The sequence below is a fragment of the Sphingobacterium sp. UBA5670 genome (genome assembly GCF_002420705.1).
Lineage (GTDB): Bacteria > Bacteroidota > Bacteroidia > Sphingobacteriales > Sphingobacteriaceae > Sphingobacterium.
On the sequence record NZ_DIIM01000021.1, the window covers coordinates 463,554 to 484,351 of the forward strand.

The window sequence follows — 20,798 nt, forward strand, 5'->3', positions numbered from 1 at the left end:
ATATTAAAATGTTAAATCTAGACCAAATGAGAATGTTTTAGAGACCGGATAAGATCTTCCATTGGCCTCTTGAGCAGACTGCTCGGGATCAATATATTTTGACCGAAGTTTTGTTGCTGTCCAAATATTCTCACCAGAGACATAAACTCTGGCGTTGGCCAGTTTAATACGTTTCAACCAAGCTTGAGGAACAGTATAACCGACGGTAAGATTCTTTAGACGTATATACGCTAAATCTTGTAAATATCGGTCAGATTTAACATTTAAAGATCCTCGATCGTTCAAAGCAATATACCCTCTCAATAGTGGATAATAGGCATTCGTATTTTCAGGAGTCCAAATATCTTCCTCAAAATCCTTTGGCACAAAAGAATAATAAGGTCTAGAATATGGTCCCCAAAATTTGTCAGCATTTGCTCCTGGCCACCAATATTGTCGTCCTATGCCTTGAAAAAAGGCGGAAATATCAAATCCTTGCCAATTTGCACCAAGATTAAAACCAAATGTGTAACGCGGCCTATTATTACCTATAATAACCTGATCTCCAGGATTCATCAATGTATTATCTCCAGCATCCACCTTCCCATCAGGAATGCCGTCTTTTCCACCTATATCTACGAACTTCAAATCACCCGGATGAAGTTTAGACCAATCTCCGGGGGCTGCCAGCCGTTGTTTGTCTACATAATCTTGATTAACTTTCCAATTGTCTATTTCAGCTTGTGACTGAAAGAATCCATCGGTCTTATACCCCCAGATTTCCCCAAGAGTCTGACCGACATAATAGTTACTCAACAACATTTCTTTGTTGTCAAAACGTGTAATCTTCGCTTTGGAATCAGACAATCCCAAACCTACATTGTAACCAAAAGGTTTTCCATCCAATTCAAACTGATCACGCCAAGCTACCGAAAGCTCCCACCCCTTGTTTCTTAAATCGCCTGCATTAGTTTTCGGTGAAGCCGAACCGAACACTGCGGGTAATGTCTTGCCCGGTATTAACATATCCAAGGTGTTCCGTATAAAGTAATCCGCAGACACACTCAAGCGGCTTCTAAAAAACTCAAGATCAGTTCCGAAATTTAACGTATTCGTTCTTTCCCATGTTAAATCGGATGAAACTGGAGTTGGAGAACTTAAATACTGTGTTTTTGTACCATTGGTGATATAATTTGACAATCCCGCATTCAGCAATTGGATATAACCATATTCCGCCGCTTCCTGCGCATTTCCAAGTGCCCCATAAGAAACACGAATTTTAGCTTCATTCAAAATCGGTTTCAGATTCGCCATAAAAGATTCTTCTGAAATCCGCCATCCTCCTGAAAAAGAAGGAAAAAATCCATACCGTTGATTGGAAGGAAATTTAGAAGTTCCATCGTAGCGACCATTCACCTCTAAAAGATATTTCCCTTTATAATTGTAATTTAATCTACCAAAATATCCTCGTAATGCCCATGTATTTGCATTACCAAGTAATTGCATTTGACCAGTCCCTAGTGCAAAGTCGTTTAGATCCTCTGACAACAAGTTGTTATGTGTTCCACCGATCCTTTTATAACCTGTAGTCTCTTGATTAAATCCGACAGTAGCCCCCAACTGATGATCCCCAAATTGCTTATTGTAATTTGCAAAGAGATTAAGTGAATGTTTAGGTCTATTAATGATCGTTTCAGTATACGTATCATTTCCTAGATAATTGATCACCCCAGGAAAAACAGACCAAGGAGCTGCTGTCCTTCTATTCCAATTATGGATAGGATTATAAGTAAATGTATAATTTCCTGTTAGCGTTAGGTTAGGGGCTAGCTGAAATACTGTTTCAAACATATTGATGAACTCATATTTATCTTCGCCACCTTTAGATTTCCCATGTAGCAAGTCCGCATAGATACCATCTCCAATATTATAATTATTGAGTTCAGTTCGATAAGTAGCTGTACCATCCGGATTCATTGGCACATACGAAGGCAAAGCATGAACAGTAGTGGAAATAAAATTATTGTTATTATCGGGACTTGTAGCCCATCCCGGATAAGTATAGTTTTGATAATTGAGTTGGGTATTTGCACTTACTTTAAGCCATGGCGTTACCTGAGCATTTATTCTTGATCGAACATTATAAGCGTCAAATTTATCCTGATTAATTTTCATCAATCCCCCTTTTTCATAGAGGCGACCTGAAACGTAATAATCGATCTTTTCACTCCCGCCCGAGAAATTCAGCGAATGCTCCATGGATGCCTGCGTTTTTCGGTACATCTCGTTCCACCAATCAGTATTGCCATAATATACATACTGATCTTTTCCATTTCTATTCTGGACAACAACTGATGGTAAACTTGGATCTGTTTTTCTTTTCAACAATTCCGCATAGTCATCTTCTGTGTAGCCGGTGTAACTATTACCGGTAGCCCGAATAAACGCTTCATCATTCAATTTGGCAGCATCATAGCCACTGGTCATGAAATCTGTGCGAACAGTTAACCCCGACCAACCAAAATTGTTGCTATAATTAATATTCATTTTCCCTGCTTTTCCTTTTTTAGTTGTTACGAGCATAACACCAAAAGCCCCTCTAGCCCCGTATATGGCTGCTGCAGATGCATCTTTTAAAACGGATATCGACTCTATATCTCGAGGGTTGATCGTATTGATATTTCCAGGAACTCCATCAATGAGAATGAGAGGTTGTGCATTGGCAGAGTTTATTGAAGCAAAACCGCGAATATTGACATTTCCCTCGCCTCCTGGCCTTCCGTTGGTAAAGGTAATATTCAGATTTGGTATTGCTCCTTGTAATGCCTGGGTAGCATTGGCGACTGGACGATTTTCGAGTACTTTCGAGTCGATTTGTGTAACCGCACCCGTGAGGTTTACCTTTTTTTGCTTGCCATATCCGACAACAATCACTTCATCAAGCGATTGATCTGTCGACACAAGACTGATAGTCAACGATATTGATTCAACTTTAACTTGCTGGGTTTCAAATCCTATTGTCGACACCCGTAGTGTCTGTCCGATTTTCCCTTCAATGACGAATGCTCCATTAGCATCTGTCTGCGTGGTTTTACTTGTAGATGAATTAAAAATGGAAGCCCCGGAGATCGGTTCACCGGAAGCTGTTTTTACAAAGCCCCTGATAGGCTCCTGAAATTTGGCAGAAATTTTAACATCGGGAATAGATGTCAGAAAGACAGGTTTGCTCCGCGCCCAAGCGCTCAGAGACATCCCGATCATTACAGGAAGTAATACGTGTTTCGTTTTCATGAATTTGGTTTTGTTTTTCTTCGCTTACAAAGAAAGGTTATTTAATATTTGTAAATTATTAACAAAGCATTACTAAACAATTAAAAAACAATTGGTTAAATCAATATTAAGATAATATAATTTTAACACGAATACGAATACCTTTTTTAATATTTTAACAAAACAATTAGTTCTTAAATTAAGAATAAAAATATAAAACATTATAAAACAGTATTTTACACAAAAAATATTTCATATATTCAAATCATGAATTGACGAAATAAAATGTAACATATTTGAAACAAAAAGACAATACTAAACATAATATATAATAATATAAAGAAATCAATAAAGCACTACCAACTTATTGCTCTCTCCACATAAGAAAAGTATGTACTCTAAAAATCCATAGATGCTACTACTTTTTCTCGTCCTGTCATAGATTTATCAAAACTCGTTTCGGATACACATCCCCTTAATTGGGCTAATTTTTTTGATCGTGGTTTCTAGAAATTTGTGTTATCAAAAGAAAAATTATGGCACAACAATCTGAAAATAAAATCTGGTTTATAACCGGAAGCTCGCGTGGATTTGGGAAAATCTGGACAGAAGCAGCCCTTCAAAGAGGCGACAAGGTCATTGCAACAGCTCGGAAACTTTCGGCAATAGCACATCTCAACGAAAAATATGGCGATAATGTATTGACGCTGGAACTCGATGTGACGGATACTGAAAAGGTGAGGACCGCTGTACAACAAGGATATGATCATTTTGGCCGCTTAGATATTGTCCTTAATAATGCGGGCTATTCGCTAGTTGGGACGATCGAAGAGGCGAGCATGGATAACATCAGAAAACTATACGAGACCAATATCCTTGGTCCCGTAGCTGTTATCCAAGCGGTCTTACCCATTTTACGCAAACAAGGACATGGTCACATTCTAGGAACATCAAGTAACCTCGGACACGTCACATTACCCGTCATCGGTTACTATTGTTCTTCAAAATGGGCCTTTGAAGCCTTACACGAAAGCCTGGCACTGGAAGTCAAAGATTTTGGGATCAAAGTCACGATTATAGAACCTGGAGCCTATGCCACCGAATTTGGAAGTAAGGAGTCCTTACAATTCGCAGCAGAACTAGACATCTACCACGATTTCAAAAGTCAATTTTTCAATGAATTGGGTCAGATGCAAAAAGGCGATCCAAATGCAACACCTGCTGCAATCTTCAGTATAGTTGATACAGCAAATCCTCCGTTACGGCTCAATCTTGGAAATGGAAACTTATCTTGGGTACGTGACATCTACGCTCAAAGGATAAGCACCTGGGAAGAATGGGACGCGATTTCGGCCCAAGCACAAGGACTCTCTATATAATCTGTAAGTCAATTATTCATTCTCGTTTACGATAGATTTCATCGTAAACGAGAATTATGTAAATTCAAGAATGAAAAAAGAACAAAAAGCATTTCCAAAAATGGAGTCTTTATCCGATATCCACCGTGCTTTGGGCCTCCCCATGCCTGCGCACCCTTTGGTCAGTATTGTCAATGGAACAACTAATCAAGTTCTGTTAAATCGCATGCCTCAACCGCATGTGCTCAATTTTTATAAAATATCCTATAAACCGCCTGTTACAGGAAAACTGCTATATGGACAAGGTTATTACGATTTTGACCAAGGTGGCCTTCTTTTTGCAGCTCCAAATCAAATCATTGGAAACCACGGTACCAATGATGCTGAGGTATGCTCCCGATACACCCTGTTGATACACCCCGATTTCCTATGGAATTATCCCCTTGCAAAGAAAATAAAGTATTATGGCTTCTTTTCTTATTCAATAAATGAAGCCCTGCATTTATCCGATAAGGAAAAAGACAGCATCATTGCTATCTTCCAGCGTATTGAAGAGGAATTAGCAAACCGAATCGACGACTTTAGCCAAGATGTTATAATTTCGTATATAGAATTATTATTAAACTATGCCAATCGTTTTTATAAACGGCAATTTATTACTAGAAAAGCCGTTAATACTGAGCTCATTGCAAAACTCGAAGGGCTACTTGAAGAATATTTCTCAAGCAACAAATCAATCGAACAAGGCATTCCTACAGTACAGTATCTCGCTCAGCAGCTACATATTTCTGCCAGTTACCTAACAGATATGCTGCGTCTTCAGACTGGTGAAAACACCCAGCATTTTATACAGCAAAAGATCATTGAAAAAGCAAAAGAGCAACTGTCCGTCACCAACTTATCAGTTAGTGAGGTCGCCTATGGATTAGGATTTGGACATCCACAATCTTTTAACAAACTATTTAAAGCCAAAACAAATATGTCCCCCCTAGCCTTTCGAAAATCTTTTCCACAGCCCATGAAGTAGATAAATTTTTCGAAAAAGACAGTCTTTTACAACAAATAATTGCAAATATTTCATTTTCAATACCTAATAAAGGCATTTATTCATTACCTTTATACTATTGAAACAAAACTCAACTCCAGCCATGTTTATCGGCGCTGTCAAATGGTTCGACAATAACAAAGGATTTGGTACGCTTGCGTTACCTTCCGGAGAAGAACTTTTTGTACATATACGTAGGTTTAAAGTCCCTCCAGAACATATTATTCAACCTGGAGAAGTGATTGTCGGCGATAAAAAACCTGATCCCAAAAGGAATGGTTACCTCGCCCAAAACTGTAGGATTCTCAAAAGGCCTGAGGATTGGAAATACGTCATCTCGCTCCTCGACAAAGAACATACCGTACTCATCCCCGACAGTCACGGTAGAGAACAAAAGCACAACTTAACCTCATTGACCGCAAGACAACTCCTAAGAACCCAGCCCAAAGAACATATATTAGCAATGCTCACCGCTAATTTCGATACTCATTTCAACAGCTCAGTTTTTATTCCTTATGCCGAATTGATTGATAAAAGTGTCACTGGTATTTTCGAGAAAGAAATTGCTGCCGATCTACTTTCCAACGTGTACGAATACTTTGGAAAACATGTGTCCCATCAGATTTTATTTCGGGTATGGAAAGAAAAAATGTTCAGATATATTGGTTATCCGGGCGAAGGCGACTACGAAATACCTGAAGTCGTATTTAATCTGAATGCAACTGAAATAAATTGTGGGGATCTTGATAGAATCAACACCTACAGCTTTGGCAAATCTTTTTGCAATGATTTTGTCAATGCGCTATTTGAAGACATCGAAACAATGGACAAAAAGGATATTGAACCTTTGTTACCTTATGTTGAGTTTTTGGAAAATTCGGATTCTATCGAAAAAATACAAACGTTAATGCAATAATACGTACTCTACCGAATAGTATATTTTCAGTTCATGATCAAATCACAGAACAAAATAAGCTAGATTTTTATCCTTCATATGCTGCAGGACCATATGAAGGATAAATTTATTGCTTCAAGCTCTTTAATAGGCTATACCTGCCATTTACGAATGATTGATTCGCATTCCTCCATCCAAAACAAAATCGGCACCAGTGATATACGATGCTGCGTCACTGCTCAGATATACAACCATCTTAGCGACATCTTCTGCGGTTCCTATTTTTTGTAGCGGAGATGATGCTGCCAATTGAGTCCAAATGTCTTCAACAGTCTGCTGATCATAATTTTTGTTGAGCACCTCTGTACGCGTTGGACCAGGGCTGACCGTATTTACCCGAATTTTACGACCGGCAAGTTCCATCGCCGCAGTCCTGGCAATCGAGTTAACAGCAGCTTTGCTTGCCTGATAAATAGAGCTTTGCGGCATATTTAACGCAGCTACATTCGATGAAAGGATAACGACAGAACCACCGTCCCGAAGCAGCGGAATAAATCGACTCAATGTAAAATATGAACCTTTTAAATTAATATCCATAACAGCATCAAAATTCACTTCGGATGCTGTATCGATCAAACCTCCTTCACCGGTAATTCCAGCATTAATAAATAATATATCAATACTTCCAAATCGGCTCTTAATCTCCAAAGACAGGTTTTCTATATCCTGTAGAGAAGCCTGATCCGCAACATAACCTATTGCCCCGATCTCGTTAGCAGCTTGTGCAACAGCCTCCTTTCTTCTACCTGTAATAATAACCTTAGCACCACTTTCAATAAACTCCTTTGCCGTTGCAAAACCAATTCCACTATTTCCGCCTGTAATTAAGACGACTTTGTTTTCTAAATTTCTCATTGCTATAATTTTTTTTCAAATATATCGCATAATTGATATACATTTGTTACCAGTATAACAGAGTATATCAACATCCAGCATGGAAAGAGATCAAGTAGAAGAATTAAGAGCCTTACAAGACACCTTGTATTTTATAGGAGGGAAATGGCGTATTCCCATTATTAACTCGCTGTGTAACGGCAATAAAAGGTTTAGAGAAATTGAAAGAAGTATTCCCGGCATCACAACCCGAATGCTATCCAAAGAATTGAAAGATATGGAACTCAACAAACTAGTGAGTAGAAAAGTTTATCCAGATATTCCGGTACTCATCGAATATGTGCCGACAGCCTACTGCAGGACCTTTGGAAATATTATTCAAGAGATGATCAATTGGGGCCGGGAACATAGAAAAATAATTGTCGAAGCATCTGTAGAATAGACTACGATAGTCTATTCTACAGGCTTAAATCGAAGAGCGGAGAGGCTTATCTTGTTGCCGTCTCCCTCTATCTAAACTTTGGGTAGATTATAACCGTTGTGATAAACTTTAGCCAAGTACTGATCTGCATCCTTATCATTGAAACTGCGCTTTTGTTTATCCCAGAATAATTTCTTTTTGGTCCGATATGCAATATTTCCCATTTGTGAGAATATGGCGATATGTGCCCCAGCTTCTATTGGTGCATGCAGTCCCTCCACTGACTTTTGTCTGACTGCGGTGACAAAATTAACCATATGCTTGTCCAACCCATTGTCTTGAGAACGCTGAAAAGAGACTGCATCCATTCTTCCTTTCTCGGGAATTACTTCCCAGCCTTCACGATTGACAACCAGTGTACCATTGTTACCAATAAAGGCAACCCCGTGAGTCTTCTCATGAGGTCCCAGATCTATACCGGTTGCCTGCTCCCACTGCACATTAAATCCATCAAATTCGTATACCGTTGTCAAACTATCTGGTGTTTCCGCCGCATCATCTGGGTAAGCAAACTTACCTCCTGCTGCCATTACCGAGACCGGGTCGGATACTTTCATCCCAATTAGTGCATAATCCAACATATGAACGCCCCAATCGGTCATCAGACCACCTGCGTAATCCCAGTACCATCTAAAATTAAAGTGAAAACGATTGGGATTGAAAGCCCGCTTCGGAGCTGGCCCCAACCACTTGTCATAATGAACCCCAGTAGGAACAGGTGCATCCGCCTGTACCGGAATACTTTTCATCCAACCTTGGTAAGCCCAAGCCTTGACAAGACGTATTTTCCCCAATTTCCCGCTATGAACAAAATCCATCGCATCTCTAAAATGCTGCTGACTGCGTTGCCATTGTCCCACCTGCACAATACGTTTGTGTTTTTTTGCCGCAGCTACCATGATTTCGCATTCCCGAATGGAATTGCCAATAGGCTTTTCTACATATACATCTTTACCCGAGGCAACCGCATCAACCATCTGCATACAGTGCCAATGATCCGGCGTAGCAACAATCACAACGTCAACATCATTCGCTTTCAGAAGGTCTTTATAATCGATATAGGTCTTTACCTTGATATCCCGTTTCGCCAATTCCGCAACACGATTCTTCAAAACATTTTCATCAACATCACATAGTGCTGTACATACGACCCCCGGAACTTTTAAAATAGCATTGAGGTTAGACCAGCCCATGCCATTTGTGCCGATCAACCCAACACGCACCATATCAGATTGAAAACCGAAAACTTTTGTCTGGGCAAAAAGTGCAGACGCAGCCAAAAGACCTGTACTTTTGATAAACTCTTTTCTCTTCATTGTCTAGTTTGGTTTATATTGATATTTTGTATTTAACACTAGAAAGACGATTGTCATTGGTACACCCCTAGTGAGATTACTAATATAACATTTAGTCTTTAGGATGAAGAATTTAGTCCAAACAAAATACCTGAAATAAAGCACTTTGAATGCTGTAGATAATTTCTATATTTGTTAAAACAATCCGACAACCATGAATCGAAGAACTTGTCTTTCCCCTCCTGCAAAATAATATACATCAATGTCAAACGAATAACGGCATTCAGTCGAGCCAGATTCGAACGACCTAAGGAGTACATATTTATTTAGCTTTTAATTTTTCCTGTGCAGGAAAGACAACGTTTCTATGAAAAAATCATATTTAGTATTGCACACCGCCGTATTGCTTGCAGGCTTCACAGGTGTTTTTGGTAAACTTATTACCCTCAATCAGATACCCCTCGTGTGGTTTAGGGTATTGCTTTCAACACTCATTCTATTTGTTGTCCTCAAATTATTCAAGATTGAGCGATTAAAATCGACGAAAGACATCCTGAAAATTGCAAGAGTAGGGTTATTGATTACCATCCATTGGATATTTTTCTATGGCAGTATCAAGTTTTCCAATATTTCCATTGGAGTGGTATGCTATTGCCTCACCAGTTTCTTTACCGCCGTTCTCGAACCTGTCATCAATAAAAAAAGATTTAGTGCGGCACAGCTAATGTTAAGCATGCTGACCTTGATCGGTATCAGTTTAATCTTTCATTTTGACAGCTCCTATCAACTGGGTATTATCCTGGGCGTAATTTCAGCTATTTTCGCAGCCTTATACACCATTTACAATGAGCGGCTGGTCAAACAATATGACAGTAAATTGCTGAATTATTATCAGATGCTCAGCGGCACAGTGGTGCTGGGGCTGGCTTTACCTATTTTCTATTATTTCTTTCCTGAAGAGCGTTTCATACCGAGTGTCGCTGATGGTATCTATTTAATCCTATTGGCTTTATTCTGTACTGTTGGTCTGTATGTGCTCTTTGCCGAATCGCTGAAAAAGCTTTCTGCGTTCACCGTCAATCTGAGTTTCAATCTTGAGCCAATCTATTCCATTATTATCGCTTTTTTATTCTTCAACGAAGGTAAACAAGTAAACGCTTCCTTCTATTTTGGGCTTGCTTTTGTACTCATATCTGTACTCCTCCAAACGATGCTCTCCATTCGAAAAAAAGCATAACAGTCTCCACAGGCAGGTGACAAAACCGCTTGCTTGTGGAGATAATCTATAAAATCAATAGAAAGGCATTTCGATAGCTGTTATCTCAAAAAACGGACTAGGGCAAGCGGGCAATATACGTTCCGGCTTTCATTCCGGAAAAAATACATCCACCCAAAAAAGTCCCTTCCAAAGCACGGTAACCATGCATGCCTCCGCCTCCAAAACCTGCAACCTCACCGACAGCATACAAGCCCCGGATGACTTCTCCTTCTTTCGTCAGCACCTGCGCATTAAGATTCGTTTTAAGTCCGCCTAAAGTTTTACGCGTCAGCACATGAAGACGTACAGCAATTAGAGGCCCATTTTTGGGATCCAGTATTTTATGTAGCGGGGCTACCCGCCCTAGTTTATCACCAAGATAGTTTCGTGTATTCCGAATGTAATTGACCTGCGTATCCTTTGAAAATTTATTATCCAGTTCTCTATCCCTCGCCTCAATCTGTGTTTTGATGGATTCATAATTCAGCAGATGCTCCCCAGTCAGGCCATTCATACGCTCCACTAAATCGTATAGATTGTCCGATACAACAAAGTCGCCCCCCTTTTCCTTAAAGGCTTCAACAGGCGCAGGCGCATGTTTTCCAAAAATACGTTTCAGAAACAATTTATAATCCTTGTTGGTAATATCCGGATTCTGCTCTGAACCCGACAGCGCAAACTCCTTTTTGATAATCTTCTGCGTCAGAATAAACCAGGAATAAGAGAAACCGGTATCTCGCAGATACTTGAGTGTGCCTAAGGTATCGAATCCGGGCAAATAAGGAGCTGGAAGTCTGTTGCCAAGAGCGTCAAACCATAGGGAGGATGGCCCCGGCAAAATACGGATACCATGATTTGGCCATATTGGATTCCAATTTTCAATACCTTCTGTATAATGCCACATCCGATCCCGATTAATCATGTGAGCTCCTATTTCTTCAGCAATTCTGATCATTTTTCCGTCCACATAAGCCGGAACACCGGAGATCATCTGTTCAGGCGGAACACCCAATCTTTCCGGCCAATTTTCTCGTACCAATTCATGATTTGCACCGATCCCACCTGAAGCAATAACGACCTGCTTCGCAGCATATTCAAAATGAGCTATAACATCTCTATTGGTCGCAGCCCCTCTAGGTTTATTGTCTACTGCCAGCACATCGCCTTCGACTCCTCTAACTTCACCATGTTGAACGATCAATTTTGTGACGCGATGTCTAAAGCAAAATGCAAGCAAGCCCTTTTCTTTTGCGGCATATGCCTTCTCAACAAAAGGTCTTATGACGCCTGTTCCGGTTCCCCAGCTGACGTGAAATCTAGGAACCGAATTACCATGACCCGTCGGCGAACCGTCGCCCCGCTCCGCCCAACCAACCATAAACATCGGTTTAATGCCAAGCTTAGTGATATAAGCGTACTTCTCTTCGGCGGCAAATTTCAGGTAAGCTTCAGCCCATTGCTTTGGCCAGTAATCCTCCTCACGATCAAAAGCCGCCGTTCCCATCCAATCCTGCCGCGCCAATTCCAATGAATCCTTTATTCCCATACGACGCTGCTGTGGTGAGTTGACAAGAAAAAGCCCCCCAAAGGACCAGTATGCCTGTCCGCCTAGATTTTCCTCCGTTTCCTGATCCACCATAAGCACTCTCTTTCCAGCGTCTGTTACCTCCATAGCCGCTGTAAGTCCTGCTAGGCCAGTACCAATAATGATTACATCAGGCTTAAATTGTTCCATAAACTCCATCGCTGTTATGTTGTTGAATATGTTATCTTGAAAAATCCCCCTGAACCCCTGCTTTAAGCAGCTCCTACCTACCCTAAATTTACTAGTTTATACAGGAATGTACAAGCCTACCAACCTATATTATCATTCAAAAGACCATAGCTTATGTATCACTAAAATTATATAAAACTCCAATTCAAATTATTTTAATAATACAAAAAGCTGCTATAAATTTGCAATATCAATCATTCGAATAATAACAAGAGTCGCACTAAACAGAATTATTTCGCAAAGCCAAGCTCTTTTGGGATGATCAATTAATGCTCATAAGAAATATAAAAATCAAAAAAATGGAATACAGAAAATTAGGGAAAACAGACTTAGCTTTGTCCGCAATCACTTATGGCGCCTTTGCTATTGGCGGTAATATGTGGGGTGGAAATGAAAAAAAAGATTCTATTGAATCCGTCCAAGCATCCATTGATCATGGCGTCACCACACTAGATACAGCGCCATTTTATGGATTTGGCCTAAGTGAAGAAATGATCGGAGAAGCCATTCGAGGTTATGACCGAACCAAATTACAGCTACTGACAAAGTTCGGTTTAATATGGGACGGCAGTAATCAAGGGAAAGGTGAGTTTTTCTTTGACGCGGAAGAGTCTGGCAGGAAAATTCCAGTCTATAAATACGCGTCAAAAGCCAGCGTCATGAATGAAGTAGAAAACAGTTTAAAGCGTTTACGTACAGACTACATTGACCTGTTACAAATCCATTGGCCAGATCATACCACAACGATAGCTGAAACCATGGAAGCGCTGGAGCTTCTTATACAACAGGGAAAGATTCGTGCCGCTGGCGTCAGCAACTACACTGTTGAACAAGTAACCGAGGCGCGAGGGCACTTAAACATTGCAAGCAATCAGGTAGGCTATAGTATGCTTAATAAAAATATTGAAAAGGATCTTATTCCCTACGCAAAAGAGAATGAACTGGGCATCATTGTCTACAGTCCAATGGAACGCGGATTATTAACTGGAAAATATTTCAACGAAGGCAAACTAAAAGAAAATGATCACCGCAAAGGCTATTTTCAGCAATTTGATCTTGACAAAGTAAAAGTATTCCTAGACAGTATCAGTCCCATTGCCATCAATAAAGGGGTCACCCTTTCTCAACTTGTATTGCGCTGGACCAGTCTGCAACCAGCGATCACAGTTGTATTGGCAGGTGCACGCAATGCGTCTCAGGCAATTGAAAATGCAAAGGCTATCGATATCACACTTACGGTTGACGAGTTATCATATATTGATCAGGCATTGGCAAAAATCTAATATACAGCCCAGAAATTTAGTACGACAAATTGCACTCTTTGATGGAGTGCAATTTACCTGATTACAATCTTACTTTCGCAAATTCGTCGATAATCTTCATCAGAACCACGGCTTCTTCAATAGACGATGGATTAGGTCCCCTATCTAAAAAATAATCCACGGTACTTGAAATCATCGGTAATTGTATATGTTCAGGATGATCAAAAAATAATTCTTGTTCTTCGATCACTGTCTTAACAACAAGTGAATTTCCAAAAATAGAAAAAGTAATACTTCCTAAGCTTCCTATTATTTCACAACGATCTGCCTGATTTTCCGGACTTACATTAAAACACCAACTTCCATTGAAAACAACCTTATTTTCAAACACAATGGTCCCACTGGTCTGATCCGCAACCGTACTCTCTGAATCTTGAATTAAGCTAAAACCATGATAAGAAACAGGCGATCCAAAGAAATAGAGCATTAAGTCCAGTTGATGGGGAGCTAGATCAAAAAAATATCCTCCGCCTGAAACAGCAGGGTCGGTACGCCAGTTTCCTCCGCCCTGAGTTACAAGTTCCGGAGACCTACTTTGCCATAAACGCAATTGTACTGTCCTTATTTCACCAATTTCCCCCTTTTCAATGAGTTCCTTTACTTTGAGAAATAAAGGTAATCTGCGCCTATAATGGGCAACAACCAACTTTCCCCCTGTGTGGTTTACTACTGCCAATAATGATTCCGCTTCTGACGAATTCAAGGTGACAGGTTTTTCCACATACACAGACTTCCCGCTTCTTAATGCCGAAACTGCATATTCCAGATGAGAAGACGGCGGCGTAGCAACATAAACCGCATTCAGCTGGGTATTACACAGCAAGTCCTCAGCTTTTGAATACCACGTGGGTACTTGATGCCGATTTGCATAGTCGGCAGCTTTCACTGCGTCCCTTCGCATTACCGCCAATAACTGGCTGTCTTCGATGAGATTGAAGGCCGGTCCACTCTTTTTTTCCGTGACATCACCACAACCAATGATTCCCCAAACAATTTTATGATTCTCCATGCGATACTTAAAAAATTATAGTCTATATACCTATTTAAGCCCTTTCCTAAAATCTTGTTCATTTTAGTTTCAGTGCCACTGCAGCAATTGATCAGGGCTTTTTACGTCCCACAAAGCTATTTTTGCCTAATAGAAAACCAATTGCCTTCTCAATATTACTCCTCCTGCTTTCCGCTGTTTTTAAAGAAGAAATATAACGAATAATTTCTTTTTGTTTAGAAGGAGATAGTCCATCGAAGACCTGTTTTGCTTCAGCATCCAATGCAAAGGCGGCTTCGAGTTCCGGATGCATCGGGAGTGTTCTGTCTTCAGGGTCAAAAGCAACTGTTATATCCAATAGCTCCCCCACTCGTTTGGGTGAATTGGGCAACATTCCCGTATTGATATACAATCTCCATTCCCCTTTAAACCGCAATAATGTCTGGACGTATTCCCTGTCATTCACCCTTCCTTTCACAGGAATATAGCCTTTACTTATGCCCGCATCCTTAAATAAACTTTCCAGAATCGGAGCAGGAACAAAAACAAAAGGATTAATACCTATGATTTCTAATTGGGCTTTAAAAACGAACATCGCTCTATTTTATGAATTGGAAAACGAATTACTGTTGAGAATCCCCTCAATCTGCTCCAGTTCATCTGCACCGAAATTCAGATTATCCAAAGCCTTGAGCGAATCAAGCAATTGATCGCTGTTTCTCGCACCAACTAAAACTGAACTTACTCGTTCATCCTTCAACAGCCAGGCTATCGCCATTTGTGCCAATGTCTGCCCTCTTTGCGAAGCAAGATTATTTAAGCGGTCAATCTTATCTATCAATGCAGCGGTAATCATTTCACGTTTCAAAAAGTGTTCTTTCGATGCACGCGAATCCGCAGGAATGCCCCGGAGATACTTCCCAGTCAAAAGGCCTTGTGCCAAAGGAGAAAATGCTATAGCGCCAATTCCCTCTTCTTGAAGCACATCTAAAAGACCTTCTTCAGGCGTACGCACCAACATCGAATATTTTGGCTGATGGATGAGACAGGCTGTACCCATTGATTTCAATAGCGCAGCGGCTTTCTTTGCCAGGTCGGGCGGATAATTGGATAAACCTACATAAAGTGCCTTTCCCTGCTGAACAATATCCCGTAAGGTAGCCATTGTCTCCTCTAAAGGAGTATTCGGATCAGGCCGGTGATGGTAAAAGATATCCACATATTCAAGCTTCATCCGTTTTAAGCTTTGATGCAGGCTCGCCATCAGATATTTCCGGCTGCCCCAATCACCATATGGCCCTGGCCACATGGTATAGCCTGCTTTTGTTGAGATTAGTAGCTCATCACGATAGCCGACGAAATCCGAATGAAGAATATCGCCGAGGTTTTGTTCTGCACTTCCCGGAGGTGGCCCATAATTGTTAGCCAGATCAAAATGAGTGATCCCATGATCAAAAGCCGTTAGGAGAGTTTCACGAAATACTGATCGAGTATCGATTGCTCCAAAATTTTGCCACAGCCCGAGTGAGATTGCAGGTAAGAACACACCACTTTTCCCACAACGTCTGTAGGACATGTTTTGATATCGGTTTGGATTAAATGCCACGTTTATAAAGTTTATAGATGCAAAATACAAAACTATTTCCAACAGACAGCTTTGTCAACCCTTTTAATCCCATTAGGTCGAAGAAAAAATATTGCCGACGATCAAGCGGTTAATTTTTCAAAATGGGTGCCACCTGATAATTGTTTGCGCGCTGAAACGTATTTATATTGCATATAAAAAGCAATTTATCTAAGTTTGACAATATCCAAAATAACAGCAACTAATTCGATATAACATGGTCGGCAGATTTTTCAGAAAATTTTACTTACATATCGTCATCTGGACCATATTACTATTATTGCCATTTATCACCTATCTCTATCAACCTGATAAGATCGCGGATTTCAAACTCTATTCCGCCCTTTCTCACTTAGTAAATATATTATTCTTGGCCACACATTTTTACCTGCACTGCTACGTTGTCGCCCCCACCTACTTCTTCGGCCGCAGAAAGATTTTTATCCTGTTAATGGCTCTTGGATTTTCGACCTATGTAGCACTAAATTATATCATTGTTTATTTTAATCCTGATGGTGAGCTCGCACATCTGATGAAAGAAAATATCCTTTTTGTACGCCTCGTCATCGGACCGGGAATTATCTATTCGCTTTGCATGATCACCTCCTCCATGATTTTCCTTTATGATGAACAGGCCCGGCAAAAAGAACTCAACAAACAGATCGCCCTGGAAAAAACGACCGCAGAGCTAACGATATTAAAATTGCAGATAAGCCCCCATTTCTTGTTCAATACCCTCAATAATATCCGTTGGTTAATTCGCAAACAGTCGCCTGATTCTGAAGGTACAATTGTTAAGTTATCCGAAATGCTCCGCTACATCCTTTACGAAGTGGATGGACCTCAAGTTGAACTTTTCAAAGAAATCGATCACATGCGCAATTTCATAGCTTTACAGACACTGCGGCTACCCATTCAAGGTAATGTGACGCTCGACATCGAAAGCTCGGTCAAAAACAGGATGATCCCGCCTTTGCTATTTATCCATTTTGTGGAAAATGCTTTTAAATATGGTGTTGACAGTAAAACGGCTCCGCAGATAGCATTCCATTTCAAAGAAATTCCAGGCGGCATTGCATTCGTTTCCCGCAATGCCATCCTCCAGCATACCGAGCTAAAATCCAACGAAGGAATAGGGCTGACCAATGTACGCAGACGCCTGCAGTTATTGTATCCTAATAGACATGATCTCACGATCAGAAAAACCGATACAGGGGATTTTGAAGTAACTCTCAAACTGATGACAGATGAAGATTAAATGCATATTAATTGATGATGAACCATTTGCGCTCAATATCCTCGAAGATGACTTGTTGCATTTTGGGCAAATTGAGGTTTTACGCAAATTTAATGCAACAGCCGAAGCAGGCGATTATTTAAAAGAACACGCTGTCGACCTCATTTTCCTGGACATTCAGATGCCCGATCAATTGGGAACGCAATTTATCCGCGAGCTTAACCCACGGCCTTTGGTCATCTTCACGACCGCCTATCATCAATATGCCGTTGAAGGCTTTGAATTAAATGCGATAGATTATCTGCTGAAACCTATTTCGAAAGAACGCCTTGCCGCGGCTGTAAAAAAGGTGGAAGACAGCATGCTGCTCCGTACGAAACAGGTAACCGAACAAGACCATATTATCGTTAATGTGGAATACAAAAAAACAAAGATCTTTCTTCATGAAATCAGTTATATAGAAGGTTTAAAAGACTATGTTAAAATATTTCTGGTTGATCGCGAATCACCCCTACTTACTCGAAGCAATCTGCGTGGAATGGAAAAAATATTGCCCATCGTAGAATTCCTCCGTATCCATAATTCGTTTATTGTGAACAAAACCCGTATTGAGCAGGTCTCACAGACCAAACTCACATTACCCGAAACAACACTTCCCATTGGCAAAAAGTATCTTAAAAACATCGAACAGTTTATATAATTGATCATAGGTCTACACATTCGCCGCTTCGGTCTACAGATGATTGCATAGCTAAAAAATCCTTTTCAAATTTGTGTGCTATCAAATGGCTTTATACGCCATGACTATAGTATAACAAACAAAAAATGAAAAGATTTATAGCAATAGCTCTGATGGCAACTGCGGTTGCTTCCGTACACGCTCAATCCCCTGCAGGTGGTCGTCCTGCTTTCGCCATGTCCGAAGGCCAGCTCTCGGGCCAGATTGTAGACAATCAGGGCAAACCTATCGCACAAGCTTCAGTCAGCCTATTAAAAGTCACCAAAGACCAAGCGACAGGTAAAGAGCGGGAAATACTCGTAAAAAGCACAAGCTCATCGGAAAGTGGAAAATTCAACTTTTCCGCCATCTCTCCCAAAGACAAATGGAAATTAAAAATCAGTTCAGTCGGGTATGCTCCAGTGGATGTTGCTGTTGATTATAGCGACAGCAAAACAGTAAACAAAGACCTGGGAGCTATAAAGCTCGAAAATGAAAATCTTAAGCTCGATGAAGTTACCGTGACTGGCCGTAAGGCACTACTGGAAATGGACATCGACAAAAAAGTCTTCAACGTAGAAAAAAATATTGTAGCAGCCGGCGGTACAGCAATCGATGTTCTCCGCAATATGCCGTCTGTGCAGGTCGACATCGACGGGAATGTAAAACTTAGAAATGCAGCACCGACGATTTTTGTTGACGGAAAACCGACCACCCTTACACCGGATCAAATCCCGGCCGATGTCATTGATAAAATCGAGATCATCACAAATCCATCGGCCAAGTACGACGCTTCAGGAAGTATGGCTGGTATCTTAAATATTGTTCTTAAGAAAAACAAGAAGACAGGATACAACGGCATGGTTACATTAGGCGCGGACCGCTTTGGCGGAACCAACTTTATGGGTAGTTTAAATCTGCGTCAAAATAAATTCAATATCTCACTGACGGGAATGAATATGCGTATGCGGACCAATACCGAGGGTGACAGTCACCGAGAAAGTACAATTAATGGCATAGAATCGACAGTCGATCAAAATATCGAAGGCAAAACAAAAGGGATGATTACCTTTGGTCGGCTCGGTGTAGATTACGACTTAAGTCCCAAAACAACATTATCCGTTGCCGGAGTATTGGTTCAGGGCAAATTTAAGCCGAATGAAAACTCGTCGATCTCAACCACTACGGGCGCCAACAAATCACTTAGCGACCGGATTTCCGAATCTGAAAGAAGCTTTAAACCGCGTGGCTTGCAGGCAGGACTTGTCCAAAAATTCAAAACCGAGGGCGAAGAACTCTCTGTCGACTTTAATTATTTTGGTGGTTCGAATAAATCCAATGGATTATACACAACCAATTATCTTGATGCAAGCAGTGCAATCGCAGGAACACAGATCCAAAAAAACATAGGCTCAGGTGACAATAAATTCATGACTGTCCAGGCAGATTATGTTAAACCGTTCAAAAATGGAATGAAACTGGAAACCGGGGTACGTGCTCAGATCAATAAACTCAAAAATCTCAACAACAACTCCTTAAAAGCAGTGGGAGAAGATGACTTTGAAAATATTACCGCAGCCTCGGCCAACTATAACAATAAAAACAGCGTATATGCAGCCTATGCATCGCTAGGTGGCAATTTAAAAGATTGGGTATCCTATAAAGTTGGCTTGCGCGCAGAAAGCTCAACTTATGACGGCGAACTTTTGAATACAAACGAAAAGTTTCACAATAAGTATCCCCTTAGCTTATTTCCTTCTTTGTTCTTGAGCAAAAAGCTAAGCGAAAAAGATCAGATACAGATGAGCGTAACCCGCCGTGTCAACCGTCCTAATTTCTTTCAGCTCATCCCTTTTGTCGATTACACAGATAGCTTGAATATCACGCGCGGTAATCCTGATCTCGTTCCGGAATTCACCACTTCAGGCGAACTTTCCTATAGCCGGACTCACGGAAAAGGTACATTCTTGGCAACTGTATACTATAAACGTACAAATAACCTGATTACACGGTATCTAACACAGGAACTCAATCCAGTGACAGACAAAATGGATTTCATCAACACCTATATTAATGCGAATTCAAGTAAGAACTATGGTGCGGAATTTACCTACACGAATAATCTCAAAAAATGGTGGGATCTAACAGCAGACCTCAACTTCTATAATTCAAAAATCGAAGTTGATGACAAAACGCCATCGGAAGGTATGTGGACGGTATTTGGAAAACTCAATAATACCTTCAACCTACAGAAAAACTGGAATTTACAGTTAGCGTTTGAATATCAAGGCAAAACAAATATGCCAGTTACACAGGCGCAAACATTCGGGCCACCGATGAACCAGGCGCAAAGCTCTTCACAAGGCTATATCAAACCATTCTATGGTATCGACTTTGCCATCAAGAAAAGCTTCCTGAAAAATCAGGCAGCCTCCGCGACATTGGCTATCAATGATATCTTCAGAACACGAGGCAATACCATTGTTTCATCGGGAGAAGGATTTTCTCAGACGTATTATCGACTCTCCAATCCACAGTTGATCAAATTGAATCTTTCCTATCGTTTTGGAAAAATGGACATGAATATGTTTAAGAAAAACAAAAACCAGAATTCAATGGAAGGTATACAAATGCAATAGCAGTTGCGATATATTTCAACA

At 40.5% G+C, this 20,798-nt stretch carries 16 protein-coding genes; 9 read left to right on the forward strand and 7 right to left on the reverse strand.

Annotated elements, in window-relative coordinates; genetic code table 11:
- Positions 1–3: 3 nt before the first annotated feature.
- Positions 4–3,270 (reverse strand): SusC/RagA family TonB-linked outer membrane protein, encoded by a 3,267-nt coding sequence (locus tag B3C94_RS20035; protein ID WP_293907022.1) that lies wholly within the window; start codon positions 3,268–3,270, stop codon positions 4–6.
- Between the two features lie 515 nt (positions 3,271–3,785).
- Here B3C94_RS20035 and B3C94_RS20040 point away from each other — a divergent pair.
- From B3C94_RS20040 to B3C94_RS20050, 3 genes are all read left to right on the forward strand, one after another.
- Entirely contained in the window at positions 3,786–4,628 is an 843-nt protein-coding gene (locus tag B3C94_RS20040; RefSeq protein ID WP_293907024.1) for an SDR family NAD(P)-dependent oxidoreductase, read from the forward strand.
- Between the two features lie 70 nt (positions 4,629–4,698).
- Positions 4,699–5,634, forward strand: a complete 936-nt coding sequence (locus B3C94_RS20045; RefSeq protein WP_293907026.1) for a helix-turn-helix domain-containing protein — start codon at positions 4,699–4,701, stop codon at positions 5,632–5,634.
- Positions 5,635–5,731: 97 nt separating this feature from the next.
- Positions 5,732–6,568: a cold-shock protein gene (locus B3C94_RS20050; protein ID WP_293907028.1), complete on the forward strand. Its 837-nt coding sequence runs from the start codon at positions 5,732–5,734 to the stop codon at positions 6,566–6,568.
- Positions 6,569–6,712: 144 nt separating this feature from the next.
- Here the strand turns inward: B3C94_RS20050 and B3C94_RS20055 are convergent, their stop codons facing one another.
- A complete protein-coding gene (locus tag B3C94_RS20055) occupies positions 6,713–7,462 on the reverse strand; it encodes an SDR family NAD(P)-dependent oxidoreductase (RefSeq protein ID WP_293907030.1) in 750 nt (249 codons plus the stop codon).
- A 79-nt stretch (positions 7,463–7,541) separates the two neighbouring features.
- Here B3C94_RS20055 and B3C94_RS20060 point away from each other — a divergent pair, with 79 nt between their 5' ends.
- Positions 7,542–7,883, forward strand: coding sequence for a winged helix-turn-helix transcriptional regulator (locus B3C94_RS20060; RefSeq protein ID WP_293907032.1), 342 nt, complete (start codon positions 7,542–7,544; stop codon positions 7,881–7,883).
- Between the two features lie 71 nt (positions 7,884–7,954).
- Here the strand turns inward: B3C94_RS20060 and B3C94_RS20065 are convergent, their stop codons facing one another.
- Positions 7,955–9,238, reverse strand: coding sequence for a Gfo/Idh/MocA family protein (locus tag B3C94_RS20065; protein WP_293907034.1), 1,284 nt, complete (start codon positions 9,236–9,238; stop codon positions 7,955–7,957).
- A 346-nt stretch (positions 9,239–9,584) separates the two neighbouring features.
- Between B3C94_RS20065 and B3C94_RS20070 the strand changes: the two genes are divergently transcribed.
- On the forward strand, positions 9,585–10,454 hold the full coding sequence (locus B3C94_RS20070) for a DMT family transporter (RefSeq protein ID WP_293907036.1): 870 nt from the start codon (positions 9,585–9,587) through the stop codon (positions 10,452–10,454).
- A gap of 97 nt (positions 10,455–10,551) precedes the next feature.
- On the opposite strand, the gene B3C94_RS20075 is transcribed toward B3C94_RS20070, so the two are convergent.
- A complete protein-coding gene (locus B3C94_RS20075) occupies positions 10,552–12,210 on the reverse strand; it encodes an FAD-binding dehydrogenase (RefSeq protein WP_293907038.1) in 1,659 nt (552 codons plus the stop codon).
- A gap of 338 nt (positions 12,211–12,548) precedes the next feature.
- On the opposite strand from B3C94_RS20075, the gene B3C94_RS20080 reads away from it, so the two are divergent.
- Positions 12,549–13,532: an aldo/keto reductase gene (locus B3C94_RS20080; RefSeq protein ID WP_293907040.1), complete on the forward strand. Its 984-nt coding sequence runs from the start codon at positions 12,549–12,551 to the stop codon at positions 13,530–13,532.
- A 61-nt stretch (positions 13,533–13,593) separates the two neighbouring features.
- On the opposite strand, the gene B3C94_RS20085 is transcribed toward B3C94_RS20080, so the two are convergent.
- From B3C94_RS20085 to mgrA, 3 genes are all read right to left on the reverse strand, one after another.
- On the reverse strand, positions 13,594–14,580 hold the full coding sequence (locus tag B3C94_RS20085; RefSeq protein WP_293907042.1) for a Gfo/Idh/MocA family protein: 987 nt from the start codon (positions 14,578–14,580) through the stop codon (positions 13,594–13,596).
- Between the two features lie 91 nt (positions 14,581–14,671).
- Complete coding sequence (locus B3C94_RS20090; protein WP_293907044.1) at positions 14,672–15,154, reverse strand: YdeI/OmpD-associated family protein; 483 nt, start codon at positions 15,152–15,154, stop codon at positions 14,672–14,674.
- A 9-nt stretch (positions 15,155–15,163) separates the two neighbouring features.
- Positions 15,164–16,171 (reverse strand): L-glyceraldehyde 3-phosphate reductase, encoded by a 1,008-nt coding sequence (gene mgrA, locus B3C94_RS20095; RefSeq protein ID WP_293907363.1) that lies wholly within the window; start codon positions 16,169–16,171, stop codon positions 15,164–15,166.
- A 229-nt stretch (positions 16,172–16,400) separates the two neighbouring features.
- On the opposite strand from mgrA, the gene B3C94_RS20100 reads away from it, so the two are divergent.
- The 3 genes from B3C94_RS20100 to B3C94_RS20110 all read left to right on the forward strand — a co-directional run bounded on the left by B3C94_RS20100 (position 16,401) and on the right by B3C94_RS20110 (position 20,777).
- Complete coding sequence (locus B3C94_RS20100) at positions 16,401–17,441, forward strand: sensor histidine kinase (protein ID WP_293907046.1); 1,041 nt, start codon at positions 16,401–16,403, stop codon at positions 17,439–17,441.
- Positions 17,431–18,120 (forward strand): LytR/AlgR family response regulator transcription factor, encoded by a 690-nt coding sequence (locus B3C94_RS20105; RefSeq protein WP_293907048.1) that lies wholly within the window; start codon positions 17,431–17,433, stop codon positions 18,118–18,120. The genes B3C94_RS20100 and B3C94_RS20105 overlap by 11 nt, the downstream gene beginning before the upstream one ends.
- Positions 18,121–18,245: 125 nt before the next feature.
- A complete protein-coding gene (locus B3C94_RS20110) occupies positions 18,246–20,777 on the forward strand; it encodes a TonB-dependent receptor domain-containing protein (RefSeq protein ID WP_293907050.1) in 2,532 nt (843 codons plus the stop codon).
- Positions 20,778–20,798: the final 21 nt, after the last annotated feature.